This window comes from Pinisolibacter aquiterrae, from assembly GCF_019160155.1.
Lineage (GTDB): Bacteria > Pseudomonadota > Alphaproteobacteria > Rhizobiales > Ancalomicrobiaceae > Pinisolibacter > Pinisolibacter aquiterrae.
Window position 1 is genome coordinate 275813 of the sequence record NZ_JAFNIH010000041.1, and the last position, 15230, is coordinate 291042.

At 70.0% G+C, this 15230-nt stretch carries 12 protein-coding genes; 4 read left to right on the plus strand and 8 right to left on the minus strand.

What is annotated here, in order from left to right:
• Nucleotides 1-40 precede the first annotated feature (40 nt).
• Genes J3S89_RS16785 through J3S89_RS16795 form a run of 3 tightly spaced genes read left to right on the plus strand, consistent with a single transcriptional unit; the run spans nt 41 to nt 2421 of the window.
• Nucleotides 41-355: a DUF4242 domain-containing protein gene (locus J3S89_RS16785; RefSeq protein WP_217928935.1), complete on the plus strand. Its 315-nt coding sequence runs from the start codon at nt 41-43 to the stop codon at nt 353-355.
• 19 nt (nt 356-374) lie between these two features.
• A complete protein-coding gene (locus tag J3S89_RS16790) occupies nt 375-1079 on the plus strand; it encodes a Crp/Fnr family transcriptional regulator (protein WP_217928936.1) in 705 nt (234 codons plus the stop codon).
• A gap of 31 nt (nt 1080-1110) precedes the next feature.
• The gene (locus tag J3S89_RS16795; protein WP_217928937.1) at nt 1111-2421 is read left to right on the plus strand and encodes a cytochrome-c peroxidase; all 1311 of its coding nucleotides are present in this window, start codon (nt 1111-1113) and stop codon (nt 2419-2421) included.
• An 11-nt stretch (nt 2422-2432) separates the two neighbouring features.
• Here the strand turns inward: J3S89_RS16795 and J3S89_RS16800 are convergent, their stop codons facing one another.
• Nucleotides 2433-4406: a MacB family efflux pump subunit gene (locus J3S89_RS16800; protein WP_230489182.1), complete on the minus strand. Its 1974-nt coding sequence runs from the start codon at nt 4404-4406 to the stop codon at nt 2433-2435.
• A 1-nt stretch (nt 4407) separates the two neighbouring features.
• On the minus strand, nt 4408-5625 hold the full coding sequence (locus tag J3S89_RS16805; RefSeq protein ID WP_217928938.1) for an efflux RND transporter periplasmic adaptor subunit: 1218 nt from the start codon (nt 5623-5625) through the stop codon (nt 4408-4410).
• A gap of 228 nt (nt 5626-5853) precedes the next feature.
• Between J3S89_RS16805 and J3S89_RS16810 the strand changes: the two genes are divergently transcribed.
• Nucleotides 5854-6507 (plus strand): TetR/AcrR family transcriptional regulator, encoded by a 654-nt coding sequence (locus tag J3S89_RS16810; RefSeq protein WP_217928939.1) that lies wholly within the window; start codon nt 5854-5856, stop codon nt 6505-6507.
• A 9-nt stretch (nt 6508-6516) separates the two neighbouring features.
• Here the strand turns inward: J3S89_RS16810 and J3S89_RS16815 are convergent, their stop codons facing one another.
• From J3S89_RS16815 to J3S89_RS16840, 6 genes are all read right to left on the minus strand, one after another.
• Complete coding sequence (locus J3S89_RS16815) at nt 6517-7473, minus strand: LysR family transcriptional regulator (RefSeq protein WP_217928940.1); 957 nt, start codon at nt 7471-7473, stop codon at nt 6517-6519.
• Nucleotides 7474-7595: 122 nt separating this feature from the next.
• A complete protein-coding gene (locus J3S89_RS16820; RefSeq protein WP_217928941.1) occupies nt 7596-8627 on the minus strand; it encodes an ACP S-malonyltransferase in 1032 nt (343 codons plus the stop codon).
• The gene (locus tag J3S89_RS16825; RefSeq protein WP_217928942.1) at nt 8624-10813 is read right to left on the minus strand and encodes a dehydrogenase E1 component subunit alpha/beta; all 2190 of its coding nucleotides are present in this window, start codon (nt 10811-10813) and stop codon (nt 8624-8626) included. The genes J3S89_RS16820 and J3S89_RS16825 overlap by 4 nt, the downstream gene beginning before the upstream one ends.
• Before the next feature lie 78 nt (nt 10814-10891).
• Nucleotides 10892-12424: an L-piperidine-6-carboxylate dehydrogenase gene (gene amaB, locus J3S89_RS16830; RefSeq protein WP_217928943.1), complete on the minus strand. Its 1533-nt coding sequence runs from the start codon at nt 12422-12424 to the stop codon at nt 10892-10894.
• A gap of 310 nt (nt 12425-12734) precedes the next feature.
• On the minus strand, nt 12735-14006 hold the full coding sequence (locus J3S89_RS16835; RefSeq protein ID WP_217928944.1) for a nucleotide sugar dehydrogenase: 1272 nt from the start codon (nt 14004-14006) through the stop codon (nt 12735-12737).
• Nucleotides 14007-14186: 180 nt separating this feature from the next.
• Nucleotides 14187-15188, minus strand: coding sequence for an SDR family NAD(P)-dependent oxidoreductase (locus J3S89_RS16840; protein ID WP_217929194.1), 1002 nt, complete (start codon nt 15186-15188; stop codon nt 14187-14189).
• Nucleotides 15189-15230 lie beyond the last annotated feature (42 nt).

Below are 15230 nucleotides of genomic sequence, written 5' to 3' on the forward strand. Positions count from 1 at the left end.
TCCTTCTCGTCCCGATCGAACCACGAGAGGAACCGTTCCGATGGACCCCGCGAAGACCCCCCTGAAGTTCTTCATCGACACCCACGACCTGCGCCACGGCACCTTCCCGGCCGGCCTCTCTGCGGAAGCCTTCGCCGGGTTCCACGCGCAATACGAGGAAGCCTGCCGTGCCGAGGGGGTGGTGTCGCTGCGCATCCACGTCGGCTTCGGCGAGGGGCGCGCCTTCTGTCTCAACATGGCGCCGGACGCCGGCGCGGTGCGCCGCGTGCACGAGCGGGTCGGCCTGCCCTTCGACGAGATCACCGAAGTGGTGACCTCGACGCCGGGTGACCTGTTCTTCGCCCGTGCCGCGTGAGACCCCGAGGAGGCGCGACATGGCGTCCGTGTCGAACCGCGTCGCGAGAGGCTACGATCGGCGCATGTCTCCTGCGCCGATCCCCGACCTCTTTCCGAGCCTCGCCACTCTCTCGGCCGACAGTCGCGCGCTGCTCGAGGCTTCGGTGACGCGCATCGCCTGCGCCGGTGGCACGCCGCTGGTGGCGCGGGGCGATCTCGTCACCGGCGCCTATCTGGTCGAGAGGGGAGCGCTGCGCGTCTATTACGTCTCGGCCGAGGGGCGCGAGGGCACGCTCTATTGGGTCGAGCCGGGCCAATCCTGCATCCTCGCGCTCAACTGCATGTTCTCCCGCCTCGCCTATCCGGCCTGGGTCGAGAGCGAGGGCGCGACCGAGGTGACGATCGTCCCCGGCGACGTCTATCGGCGGCTCTTCGCCAGCGAGCCGGCGGTGCAGAGCTTCACCTTCGACGTCCTGTCGGGGCGTCTCTTCGAACTGATGGCGCTGATCGAGGAGACCGCCAGCCAAGGGCTCGAGGCGCGCGTCGCCGCCTTCCTCCTGCGCCGCGCCAAGGGCGGAGCGGCGGTCGCCGTCACCCAGGATCAGATCGCCCGGCATCTCGCGACCTCGCGCGAAGTGGTCTCGCGGGTGTTGCGCGGCCTCGTCGCCCGGCGGCTGATCGCGACGACGCAGGGACGCATCACCATCGTCGATCCCCCGGCCCTGCGCGGTCTCGCCGAATAGGCCGCCGGCCCCGTTTCGGAAGCCGATCGTCATGTTCGAAGTCTCCCCTCTCCTCGCCATCGGCGTGGGGGCGGTCGCGGTCGGCCTGACCGCGGCGGTTCTCATCGTCTGGCGCGATCTCGGCCCGATGGCGCGGCTCTCCGCGCCGCAACGCGTCGCCCTGGTGGTGGCGCTCGCCGGTGGCGTCCTCGCCTTCGGTCTGAAGCTGACGGTGATCGAGACGTTGACCCATGCGAGCCGCGATCGCCTCGCGCCGACCCTCACCGAGATCGAACCGGCCGCCGAGGCCGACGGCGGGATCGAGACCGGGCGGCCGGTATGGGAGGCGCTGCCGAGCGAGGCGCCGGCGCCGGCGGGAAATCCGACCACGCCGGCGAAGGTCGCGCTCGGCCGCGCGCTCTTCTTCGACCCCGCCCTGTCGCGCGACGGTACGCTGACCTGCGCCTCCTGCCACGATCTCGAACGCGCCGGCGGCGCCGACGGCCGGCCGACCGCGCGCGGCATCGACGGGCGGATCGGCCCGCGCAACACCCCGACCGTCTACGATGCCGCCTTCCAGGCGCGTCTCTTCTGGGACGGGCGGGCACGTTCGCTCGAGGAACAGGCGCTCGGGCCGATCGTCAATCCGATCGAGATGGGGGCCGATCTCACCGTGGTGGTCGAGCGGTTGAAGGCCCGCGCCGATCAGGTCGCGGGTTTCGCTGCCGCCTTCGGGCCGGAGGCGCCGATCGACGCGCGGCGCATCGCCGAGGCGCTCGCCGCCTTCGAGCGCACGCTGATCACCGCGGACGCGCCCTTCGATCGCTTCGTGCGTGGGGAGCCGTCCGCTCTCACCGCGCAACAGATCCGCGGCATGTCGCTGTTCGAGACCGTCGGCTGCATCGTCTGCCATGCCGGGCCCGGCTTCAGCCGGGCGAGCCTGCTCGCGCCGGAGAAAGGGAGTTCGGCGTTTCGCCTGTTCCCGTCGCTTTCGTCCGACTACACCGAGAAATACCGCCTGACCGAGGATCTCGGCGCCGCCGGCGGAGGTCGCGCCGGTCTGTGGCGGGTGCCGTCGCTGCGCAACGTGGCGCTGACCGGGCCGTGGTTCCACAACGGGTCGGTCGACGATTTGAGCGAGGCGGTGCGGATCATGGCGACGGTTCAGGCCGGCCGCGTCGTCACCGACGGCAAGGTCGAGACGCGGGTGGCGTGGTCGCCCGAGACCCGCCGCCTCACCCGGCGCACGCCGCGCCCGCTCGCCGAGGCGGAGGTCGCCGACATCGTCGCCTTTCTGAAGGCCCTGACCAGCGACCGCCTGGCGATCGAGGCGGCGCGATCGGCGCGGGCGGAGGGGATGTGACGCCGAGCCGCTCAGTCGCGCGAGAGGGCCGCGACCGGATCGAGCAGCGCCGCGCCATGGGCCGGCAGCCAGCCGAAGACGACGCCGATCAGGGTGGAACAAAGGAAGGCGGCGAGGATCGTCGTCGCCGAATAGACGAAGACGAAACTCGATCCGAAGAGCGCGAAGGCGAGGCCGGCGGCGAAGGCGAGACCGACGCCGAGCACCCCGCCGATCAGGCAGACCAGAACCGCCTCGGTCAGGAACTGCTGCAGGATGTCGGAGCGCCGCGCCCCCACCGCCATGCGCACGCCGATCTCCTTGACCCGTTCCGACACCGACACCAGCATGATGTTCATCACGCCGATGCCGCCGACGACGAGCGAGATCACCGCGATCGCGGCGATCAGCAGCGTCAGCGTCGTCGTCGTCGCGGTGATGGTCTGGCGGATGTCGTCGGTGTTGAGGATGAAGAAGTCCTTGCTGCCGTGGCGGCGGGTGAGGAAGGCGGTGGTCGCCTCGTCGGCGAGGCTCGTGTCGACGTCGTCGGCGACCCGGAGCAGGATCGAGCGCAGCGAGGTGTCGCCGAGGAAGCGCACCTGCACCGTCGTATAGGCGAGGAACACCGAGAGATTGCCGCTCGAGCCGAAGCCCTGTTGCTTCTGGGTGACGCCGATCACCGTGCAGGGCACCTTGCCGACCAGGATCACCTTGCCGATCGGACTCTCGGTCGTGTCGGCGAAGAGCGTCTTGGCGGTGTTCTCGTCGATGACGATCTCCTGCGACATGGCGCGGGCGGCGGCGGCGTCGAAGAAGCGGCCGGATAGGAGCTTGACGCCGCGCACCGTGAAATAGTCGACCCCGACCCCGTTGACCTGGGCGCTCGCCTCGATCGCGCCGAAGCGCAGCGTGGACGAGGTCGCGACGGTCGGGGTGACGCCGGCGGCGAAGGTCTGCCGCGCCAGCGCCTCGGCGTCGGAGAGCACCAGCGTCTTGATCTTGGCGGAGCGGACGTCGCCGAAATCCTTGCCCGGGAAGATCTCCAGCGTGTTGGTGCCGAGGCTCGAGATGTTGGAGAGCACCTTGCGCCGCGACCCCTCGCCGAGCGCCACCATGGCGACCACCGAGGCGATGCCGATGACGATGCCGAGCATGGTGAGGAAGGTGCGCAGGCGGTGGGCGAACATGGCGAGCACCGCCATGCGGAAGGATTCCTGAAACCGGGCGAGGGCCGCGCCGAGGACGCCTACGCTCGCCGGCGTCTCCGACGGTCCCGATCCGAGCGCGGAGGCGGCGTCGGCCTCGATCGGCGCGGCCTCGTTGGGCCGGTCCGAGACGATGCGGCCGTCGGAGAGTTCGACGATCCGCCGGGCACGCCGGGCGACGTCGTGGTCGTGGGTGACGAGGATCACGGTATGACCCTCGGCGTTGAGCTCGGCGAGGATCTTCAGCACCTCCTCGCCGGAACGCCGGTCGAGCGCGCCGGTCGGCTCGTCGGCGAGCACCACGTCGGCGCCGTTCATCAGGGCCCGCGCGATCGAGACGCGCTGTTGCTGGCCGCCCGAGAGCTGGCCGGGCCGATGGCCGAGACGATCGGCGAGGCCGAGGCGGGTGAGGATGGCGCGCGCCCGCGCGCGCCGCTCCTCGGCGGAGACGCCGGCATAGATCGCCGGGATCTCGGTGTTGCCGATCGCCGAGAGTTCGGAGAGCAGGTGGTAGCGCTGGAAGATGAAGCCGAAGTGCTCCCGCCGGAGTTCGGCGAGATCGTCCGGATCGAGGTCGGCGGTCGGCCGTCCGGCGAAGCGATAGTCGCCCGCCGTCGCCCGATCGAGACAGCCGAGGATGTTCATCAGCGTCGACTTGCCCGAGCCCGAGGCGCCCATGATCGCGATGAATTCGCCCGCGCCGATGTCGAGATCGACGTCGGCGAGCACCGCCACGGTGCCCTCGCCGGCCGGATATTCGCGCCGCACGCCGCGCAGCGAGATCAGCGGCTCGTCGCTCACCTCAGAGCCCTCCGGGCGGTCGCGGCATGGACGGCGCCTTCGCCTCCGTCGAACGCCGCCCGACGACGACCCGCTCGCCGACCGTGAGCCCCGAGCGGATCTCCACCCGCACCTTGTCGTCGAGGCCCGTCGTGATCGCGCGCCGCGCGGTGGTGCCGTCGGCGGCGACCACGTCGACCGTGCGCCCGCCGTCGCGCCCGGCCGGCGACAGCGCCGCCGTCGGCACGGTGACGACGCCCTTGGCCTCGCCCAGGATCACGCGGATCTGGGCCGTCATGTAGGTGCGCAGCATCCCGTCGGGATTGGGGACGTCGAAACGGCCGTAATAATAGATCGCCGAGGAACTCGACGAGGACGACGACGAACTCGACGCCGAGGAGGAGGTGGAGGACGTGATCGCGCTGTCGGAGCGCAACGTGTCCGGCGCCGGATCGAGCGCCTCGAGCGTCGCCTCCCAGCGCCGTTCGATGTCGCCGAGGATCGAGAAGGTGACGGGCTGGCCGACCTTCACCTTGGGCGCGTCGGCCTCCGAGATCTCGGCGCGCACCGTCATGCGGTCGATCCGGCCGAGGGCGACGATGGTCGGCGCCGACTGGACCGCGTTGACCGTCTGTCCCTCCTGCGCCATCACCAGGAGCACGGTCCCGTCGATCGGCGCGACGATGCGGGTATAGCCGAGATCGACCTGGGCGGTGTCGACCTTCACCTCGGCCTGGGCGATCTGGGCGGTGAGGGCTTCGATCTGGGCGCGGGTGGTCTCCACCGTCGCCCGGGCGCTCTCGAAGGCGTCCTTGGAACTCGCCTGTTTGGCGAAGGTCGCGGTCTCCCGTTCGAGCACCGCCTGCGCGTAGACGAGGCTCGCCTCCTTCTCCCGCTTCTGGGCGCGGACGTCGGCGAGCGCGGCCTTCGCGCTCTTCAACCCGTTCTCCTGGGTGAGACTGTCGATGGTGGCGACGAGGTCGCCCTTCTTCACCCGGTCGCCGACCGCGACCGCGAGCGCGGTGATGCGGCCCGACACCTGGGCGCCGACGGCGACGAGACGAACCGGACGCAGCGTGCCCGTCGCCTGCACCGTCTGCTGGATGTCGCCGATGGTCGCCTGGGCGACGAGGAGATCGGTGAGCGGATCCTTCTGGCCGCGCGACCACCACCACCACCCGCCGAGGGCGAGGGCGGCGAGGCCGCCGGCGACGATCGTGGTGCGGATCGAGAGCTTCATCGGAGGAACTCTTTCGCGAGGCGATCGGCGCCGCGTCGGTGGCGACGTCGAGGGCGGGACGTCCCTTTTCCCTCGGGTTTCCCGCCGATCGGCCCCGTTCGAGGCCGACCGAGGCGGCCCGGGACGCGGCCGCCATTTTCGGGTACGATGGCGTACCTTTATTCGTCGGAACGCCGAGCCCTGTCAATCGCGGTCGAGGTCCCGACGTTCGGGGGGAGGGGGCGCGCCATGCGCGAGGAAAGGCTCGATACGGCCGAGGAGACGGCGCGGACGCGGCGGCGCGGCCGGCCGAAAGTGACGCCGGACGACCACCGGCGTGCCCTGATCGTCGAGACGGGGCGCCGCCTCTTCCTCGAACGCGGCTTCGGTCGCGCCACGATGAGCGAGGTCGCGGCGCGCGCGCGTGTCTCCAAACGGACGCTCTACGGTTTCTTCGCCGACAAGTCGGCGCTCTTCGCCGCCGTCGTCGAGGCCCATCGCCACACGATGCTGGCCGTGCCCGGCGACGACGACCGGCTTCCGCTCGAGGAGGCTCTGAGGGGGATCGTCCGCATCGACATCGACGCCGACGAGGATCGCGCCCGCCATGCCCTGATCGAGATGGCCTTTCACGAATCCGTCGCCCACCCCGAACTGCGCGAGGTGATCCTGCGCCACGGCGTCGAGAAGTCGCGGCAGGATCTGGCGGCCTGGCTCGAGCGGCGCGCGGCGGCGGGCGAGGTGATCGTCGACGACGCCGAGGCGCTGGCGGGGATCCTGATGGACATGGTGTTCGGCGCCAGCCGGCCGCCGCTCCCCGGCAGGGGCGAGCCGTCCGAGGCGCGCCGCCACCGGCTCGAGCGATGCATCGCCGTCTTCCTCGGTGGCATCGCCCGCCGCTGACGGGAGGCCTCACGTCTCAGCGTCGGCGCCGTCGCGGGGAAGGGTGGGGGCGAGGCCCGCGCGCCGCGCCGCGAGATCCGCCGCCGTCTCCTGCGCCAGCCAGTCGCGGAAGGCGGCGAGGGGGGGATGGTTGGCGCGGCCGATCGGCCAGACGAGGTGATAGGCGCCGGCGCTCTTCAGCGGCCGGTCGAGGATCCGCACCAGCGTTCCCGCCGCCAATTCCTCGTCGAACAGGAAATCGGGCAGGAGCGCCACGCCGAGCCCCGCCGTGGCCGCCCCGGCGATCGTCGCGAACTGATCGAACAGCATGCCGTGGATGCCCTCGGCGGGGGCGCCCTGCGCGCGGAACCAATGTTCCCAGGCGTCGGGACGCGAGGTGAGGTGCAACAGCGTCAGGCCGCGCAGATCCTCCGGCGTCGCCACCGGATGACGGCGGGCGAAGTCGGGCGAGCACACCGGAACGACCGCCTCGTCGCGGATGAAGGCGGTCTCGACGTTGGGCCAGTCGTCGCCGCCGAAATGAATCGCCGCGTCGGCGGTGTCGAGGGTGAAGTCGAAACGCTGCGACCGGGTGGCGAGATTGATCGTGACGCCGCCGTGGTCGCGCAGGAAGCGCGGCAGTCGCGGCGCCAGCCAGCGCGTGCCGAAGGTCGGCAGGATCGCCAGATTGAGCGTGCCGCCGGCGGGATTGGCGCGCAGGTTGAGCGAGGCGTCGGCGATCTTGTTGAGCGCCTCGCGGATCTCGCGGGCATAGGTCTCCCCGGCGAGCGTCACGCGGATGCGCCGCCGCTCGCGCACGAAGAGCTTCGTCTCGAGCTGTTCCTCGAGGGCGAGAATCTGGCGGCTGACGGCGCTCTGGGTGAGGTTCAGCTCCTGCGCCGCCGCCGTGATGCTGCCGGTGCGGCTGGCGGCCTCGAAGGCGGTGAGCATGGAGAGGGCCGGCAGAAAACGGCGAGGCGGCGGCATCGACAGTCCCATTCGGCACGACGTGTCGCCGAACCATCGGGTCGCCGGGCCGAGGACGCAAGCGAAAAGACGGGCGGTGCCGATCACGCCGCCCGTCTCGGATCGCCGCCGCGCGGGCCGGATCAGCGCGCGACGAGGGCGCGCTGGTCGTCCATGCCCATCGAGATCAGCAAGGGATCCTTCGCCTGGATCGCCTGAAACGCCGCCTTGGAGGTCATCCCCGCCCAGTCGGCGAGGATCAGCGACTGCGCCACCGCGCCGCCGAGCGTCGTGCCGGGGCCGGTGACGACGAAGAGGTCCGGGGCGAATTCGCGCGCCGCCACCTCCACCGCGCGGGTGAAGTCGTAGGTCTCGGTCACCTGATGGCCGAGCGTATAGTCCCACAGCGCCGCGACGTCGGTGGTGCCCGGCCACCAGACGTGACCGCGCCCGTCGACCATCGGCAGCTTCGGCTGTTCGAACAGCGACGGCGGCAGGCGGCCGCGACCGAGTTCGGCGACCGGGGCCTGGAGCGCGGTGTGGAAGGCGGCGTGATTGGCGAGCCGCAGCGGGAAGCGCCCCTGCGCCGGCTCGACGCGCGCCTGGAAGGCGGCGAGGCCGGCCTCGTCGCCGGCGACGACGAGCATGCCGCCGAGATCGATCGAAAGCGCCAGCCGATGGCCGGGAAGCGCGTCGATCTCGGCGACGAGGGCGAGCAGCGCCGCCTTGCGCGCCGGATCGGGCCGCCAATCCTCGTCGACGACCGGATGGACGATCTGCCCGCCGATGAGATGCTCCTGCATCAAGGTGCCCATGGTGTCGACCACCTCGAAGCCGTTCGTCGGCGACAGCGCCCCGGCGCAGGCGAGGGTCGAATACCACCCCATGGAATTGCCGGTGACGGCGACGACGCGCACCCGCTCGGCGTCGAGCGCGGCGAAATCGGCGAGGGTCGCGGCGTAGATCAGGGCGGAGGCGTTGTCGCCGCGCGTGTGGGTGGCGACCGAATAGGTCGCCGCGCCGTCGAGGGCGGAGAGCGTCGGTTTGCCGCCGGCCGCGCGCCGGGCGTCGAAGGCGGCGAGGAGTTCCTTGTCGGCGAAACGGCGCCCGAGGGTGCCGAGCTCGGTCTTGTTGTAGGTGCCGCGCCCGGGGCAGATCACGACGGCCGTCTTCATTTCGTCCCCTCGATCATCCGCGTCGCCGTGGCGAAGATGCCGTCCGCCGACGGCATGGTGGCGGCATAGGCCGGTCCGGTGGCGATGAAACTGTCTTCCGACGTCAGCCGCTCGACCGGCGCCTCGGTCCGTTCGGCGAGGAGCGCCATCAGCCCTTCGGCGACACCGCCCGACCGCCGCGTCTCGTCGACGATCAGGATGCGGGCGCAGCCCTCGACCGCCGCGAGGAGGCTCTCTTCCGGCAGCGGCGACAACCAGCGCAGGTCGATCACCCGCACCCGGTGTCCGGCCGCCTCGAGCCGCGCCGCCGCTTGACGCGAGAGGTAGTAGCCGTTGGCGAAGGAGACGATGGCGAGATCCGTGCCGCGCCCGTGGACGCCGACCTCGCCGAGGCGGATCGAGCGGCCGGGTTCGGGATAGGTGGTCATCCACGCCCCGTCCTTCTCCGCGTGGAGATCGCGCATCGGATAGAGCGCGATCGGCTCGAGGAAGACGACGACCCGCTGCTCCTCGCGGGCGAGGCGCACGCATTCGCGCAGCATCATCGCCGCGTCCGCCCCGTTCGAGGGACAGGCGAGGACGACGCCGGGCACGTCGCGCAGCACGGCGACTGAATTGTCGTTGTGGAAATGGCCGCCGAAGCCCTTCTGATAGCCGAGCCCGGCGATGCGCAGCACCATCGGATTGGCGTATTGCCCGTCGGAGAAGAACGACAGGGTCGCCGCCTCGCCGCGGATCTGGTCCTCGGCATTGTGGAAATAGGCGAGGAACTGGATCTCCGGCATCGGCAGGAAGCCGTCGTGGGCCATGCCGATGGCGAGGCCGAGGATCGTCTGCTCGTCGAGCAGGGTGTCGATCATCCGGTCGGGCCCGAACCGGCTCTGGAGCTTCTGGGTGACGCCGTAGACGCCGCCCTTGCGGCCGACGTCCTCGCCCATCATGACGATTTCCGTGTGCGCCAGCATCAGGTCGGTCAGCGCCCAGTTGATGATGCGGCTCATCGGCTGCGGCGTGTCGAACTGGCGCATGTCCGTGCCGAAGGCCGCCTCGCGCGCCTCCGACGAGGGGCCGTTGACCGGACGGTTGGCGCGCTCCGGCGGGATCAGCGAGGCCATCACGTCCTTCGCCGTCTTCAGACGCGGACGCTCGACCGCGCGCGCCGCGACCCGCGCGACCCGCTCATTGGTCTCGACATAGATCGCCAGCGCCTCGTCGGGGGTGAGGACGCCGGCCTCGGCGAGGAGCCGGGCTGCGTGCAGCAACGGATCGTTCGCCTCCTCCGCCTCGACCTCGGCGCGGGAGAGATAGGTGGTCGGCACGTCGGCGCCGGCATGGCCGTAGAGGCGGATGGTGCGCAGGTGCAGAAACGCCGGCTTGCGCCGCCGGCGAACGAAGTCCGCCGCCTCCGAGGCGACGCGGAAGGTCTCGAAGAGATCGAGCCCGTCGGCCTCGAAATAGCGCAGGCCCGGCCGGTTCTCGAACGAGGCGCGGATCCAGCCCTTGGGCGTCTTGGTGGAGATGCCGATGCCGTTGTCCTCGCACACCAGCAGCAGCGGCAGCGGCGTCGACTGATAGGCGGTCCAGCCGGCGGCGTTGATCGCGCCCTGAGCCGTCGAATGATTGGCGGAGGCATCGCCGAAGGTGCAGACCACCAGCGCGTCGTCGGGCAGCACCTTGTGTTCCGGAGCCCGCCGCCGCGCCGCGCCGATCGCATAGGCCGCGCCGACCGCCTTCGGCAGATGCGAGGCGATGGTGGAGGTCTGCGGCGGGATGAACAGCGCCTTCGATCCGAGCACCTTGTGGCGGCCACCGGAGATCGGATCCTCCGACGAGGCGGCGAAGGAGAGCAGCATGTCCCAGGTGATCGACTGTCCCGGCACTTGGCCGGCGCGGGCGATCTGGAAGGCGGCGTCGCGATAGTGGAGGAAGGCCATGTCGGTCGGCCGCAGCGCGGCGGCGACGGCGGCCATGCCCTCGTGGCCCGAGGAGCCGATCGTGTAGAAGCCCTGTCCCGCCTTCTGCATGGCGCGGGAGGTACGGTCGAGCGCGCGGCTGAGGCAGGCGGCGCGATAGATCGCCACCGCCCCGACCGCCGTCAGCGGACCGCTCGGCGCCGCGCCCGGAGGGAAGTCGCGCTCGGCGACCCGGCGCAGGAAATTCTCGTGGACGATGTCGGCGCGATCCATGCGAGGTCCTCGGCGAGAAGGCGTGGAGATCGAGTTCGGTTCGCGGCGCCGCCGTCGCGGCGGCGCCGTCGCCGCCCGTCAGACGTCGAACTTCACACCCTGCGCCAGCGGCAGCGCATGGCCGTAGTTCATGGCGCTGGTCTGGCGCCGCATATAGGCCTTCCAGGCGTCGGAGCCGCTCTCGCGACCGCCGCCGGTCTCCTTCTCGCCGCCGAAGGCGCCACCGATCTCGGCGCCGGACGTGCCCATGTTGACGTTGGCGATGCCGCAGTCGGAGCCGCGCTCGGAGAGGAACTGCTCGATCTCGCGCACGTCGGTGGCGAAGATCGAGGAGGAGAGCCCCTGGTCGACGCCGTTCTGAAGCGCGATCGCCTCCTCGAGGGTCGCGTATTTCACCACGTAGAGGATCGGCGCGAAGGTCTCCTCGAGCATCGGCCCGACCTGCGCCGGCATCTCCACCAGCGCCGGCCGCACGTAGAACGAGGCCTCGCCCGCCACGTCGATCCGCTCGCCGCCGTGGACCGTGCCGCCGGCCGCCTTCGCCGCTTCGAGCGCGGCCCGCATCGCCGCGAAGGCATGGCCGTCGATCAGCGGACCGACCAGCGCGGAGGAGGTGATCGGGCTGCCGACCGAGATGGTGCGGTAGACGTTCGCGAGTTTCGGCACCAGCGCGTCGTAGACGCTCTCGTGGACGATGAGCCGGCGAAGGGTGGTGCAGCGCTGGCCGGCGGTGCCCATGGCGCCGAAGGCGACGGCGCGCAGCGTCATGTCGAGATCGGCCGAGGCGGTGACGATCGAGGCGTTGTTGCCGCCGAGTTCCAGGATCGGCCGGGCGAAGCGCCGCGCCAGCCGCTCGCCGACGATGCGGCCCATGCGGGTCGACCCGGTCGCCGAGACGACCGGCACGCGGCGGTCGTCGACCAGCACCGCGCCGACTTCGGCGCCGCCGATCACCAGCGTCGAGAGATGGTCCGGCGCCTCGGCGCCGAAGCGCGCGGCGGCGCGCAGGAACAGCGCCTGGGTCGCGAGCGCGCTCAAGGGCGCCTTCTCCGACGGCTTCCACACGACCGCGTCGCCGCACACCAGCGCCAGCGCCGCGTTCCACGACCACACCGCGACGGGGAAGTTGAAGGCCGAGATCACCCCGACGACGCCGATCGGCCGCCAGGTCTCGGTGAGCTTGTGGTCGGGCCGCTCCGACTGGATGGTCAGGCCATAGAGCTGGCGGGAGAGGCCGACCGCGAAATCGCAGATGTCGATCATCTCCTGGACCTCGCCGAGGCCCTCCGACAACACCTTGCCGACCTCGATCGAGACGAGCCGTCCGAGTTCGTTCTTGTGCGCGCGCAACTCCTCGCCGAGCAGGCGGACGAGTTCGCCGCGTCGCGGCGCCGGGACGCCGCGCCACGCCCGATAGGCGGCCTGGGCTCGTCCGATCGCCTCGGCGGTCTCGCTCGGGGTCGCCTCGCGCACCCGGCCGACGACGCTGCCGTCGACGGGGGAGATCACGGCACGGCCGTCGTCGGAAAGCAGCGCCGCGTCGACGCCGAGCGTGGCGAGAATCGTGCGCGCCTCGAGCGCGAGGGCGGAGGGGGAGGAATGGTCGGTCATCGGATCGGGGTCTCGGCGCTGACGGCGGGATGAGCATGGGGTGACGGCGAAGGCGGATCGTCGGGCGATCGGTCGCGCGACCGTGCCTTCGACCTCGCGTCCGGCGTCGTGGTCGCGAACGGCGATCTTTGCCGCTTCGCGGCTCGCCCGCAAATGATCATGTCGTCAGAGTTCATTCCGAGGCGGAATGAATGGCCCTTCGCCGCGACGCTCTTCGGCCCCGCCTCCGCCGGACGAGGGTCGGGCGAGGAAACGGGGTCGAGAACGGGTGAGACGTCTTCGCGGGCGCGGAAAGCGCCGCCGTGGCGCCTCAGGGGCGCCAGAGCGTGATGTCGTCGGGCTTGGTCGAACGGTCGAGCACGCCCTTGACGTCGAGGACGATGCCGCCGGCGCCGCCGAGGAGCCGCGAGACGAGCGGCCAGCCCGCCTCGACGTAGTCCCGATGGGAGACCGCGAAGACCACCGCGCCGACCGGACCGATCGCCTCGACGGGGGTGAGAGTGACGCCGTATTCCCTCTTCGCCTCCTCGGGCGAGGCCAGCGGATCGGCGACCACGACCTCGGTTCCGAAGGCTTCCAACTCGTTGATGATGTCGGCGACCTTGGAGTTGCGGAGATCGGGGATGTTTTCCTTGAAGGTGAGGCCGAGGACCGCCACCCGGCGATTGGTCGCCCGGGTCTTGGTCATCAGGCGCACGCATTCGCGCGCAATGTGCTCGCCGACCGAATCGTTGATGCGGCGGCCGGCCAGGATCACGTGCGGATGGTAGCCGAAACGCTCCGACTGATAGGTCAGGTAATAGGGGTCGACGCCGATGCAGTGACCGCCGACCAGACCGGGCGTGAAGGCGAGGAAGTTCCACTTCGTCGACGCCGCCGCCAGAACGTCGTTGGTGTCGATGCCGAGGCGATGGAAGATCCGCGACAGCTCGTTCATGAAGGCGATGTTGATGTCGCGCTGCGAGTTCTCGATCACCTTGGAGGCTTCGGCGACCTTGATCGACGAGGCCCGATGGATCCCGGCCTTGACCACGGACCCGTAGACCTCGGCGACGATGTCGAGCGTGCGCTGATCCTGGCCGGCGACGACCTTGGTGATCGTCTCGAACGTGTGCAGCTTGTCGCCCGGATTGATGCGCTCCGGCGAATAGCCGACGGTGAAGTCGCGGCCGCAGACGAGGCCGGAGGCCTCCTCGAGGATCGGGACGCGCACCTCTTCGGTCGCGCCGGGATAGACGGTCGATTCGTAGACGACGATGGCGCCCTTGCGCATCGCCGACCCGACCGACCGGGACGCCGACCGGAGCGGGGTCAGATCGGGCTGATTGGCGCGATCGACCGGCGTGGGAACCGTGACCACGAAGAAATCGGCCTCGCCGAGAATGGCGGACTCGTTGGTGAAACGGATGCTCGCGCCCGCGAGGTCCTCCGCGGAAATCTCGAGCGTACGGTCGACGTTGCGCGAGAGTTCCTCGATACGGGAGGTGTCGATGTCGAAACCGATGGTGTGCTTACCCGATTTCGCAAAGGCCACGGCGACGGGGAGTCCGACGTAGCCAAGGCCGACGACCGCAAATTTCATGTCATCACCTGTCGATTTCAAACAATGTTCGACGCTTCATATCGTCGCTGGCGGAATTCTACTCGTACGGCGGCGGCAATAAGGCACGGAACGCGGCCGATCTCAATCTCAAAAGCGGCCCGATCGCACCTCGACGCACGTCGCCATGGTCGCAGGCATGCCCTCCTTGCGCGTCGAAAGTCAGCTCGCGTAATACGAGCGATACCAATCGACGAAGTTGCGAATGCCGACGGAGACCGGCGTCGACGGGCGATAACCCGTGAGCGCTTCGAGCAGTTCCGCCGCCGCGTAGGTGGCCGGAACGTCGCCCTTCTGCATCTCCATGAAGTTCTTCTTCACCGGCACGCCGAGCGCCCGCTCGATCTCGTCGACGTAGTCGAGGAGCGCCACGGGCACGCCGCCGCCGATGTTGACGACCCGGTAGGGGGCGGCCGGCGAAAGCGAATCGATCTCGCCGATCGGCGATCCCGCCACCGGGACGCAGCCGATCAGACGCGCGATCGCCTCGACGAGGTCGCCGACATAGGTGAAGTCGCGCATCATGTTGCCGTGGCCGTAGACGTCGATCGGTTCCCCGGCGAGCGTCGCGCGGACGAACTTGAAGAGCGCCATGTCCGGCCGGCCCCAGGGACCGTAGACGGTGAAGAAGCGGAAGGCCGTGGTCGGGATCTTCCAGAGATGCGCATAGGAATGCGCCATGTCCTCCGTCGCCTTCTTGGTGGCGGCGTAGAGGGTCATGGGATGATCGGTGCGCTCGGTCTCGTGGAACGGCATGTCCTGATTGGCGCCGTAGACCGAACTGGTCGAGGCGAAGAGGAAATGCTTCACCTCGAGCCGGCGGGCGAGCTCCATCACGTTGAACGTGCCGACGAGATTGGAATCGACATAGGCCCGCGGATTCTCGAGGCTGTAACGGACGCCGGCCTGGGCGGCGAGATGAACGATCACGTCGGGCCGCGCCGCCTCGACGACCGCGTTCAGCGTCGCCTCGTCCTCGAGCATGACGGTATGGGCGGCGAAGGCGTTGGTACGGCCGAGAATCCGATGGCGGGCTTCCTTCAGGCGCACGTCGTAATAGGGCGTCATGCCGTCGACGCCGGTGACCAGATGACCGTCGGCGAGCAGCCGCTTGGCCAGATGGAAACCGATGAAACCGGCGGTTCCGGTGATCAGGACGTGCATCGTGCTCCTCGTCATTCGAACATCCACGGGACGAGGCCGGCG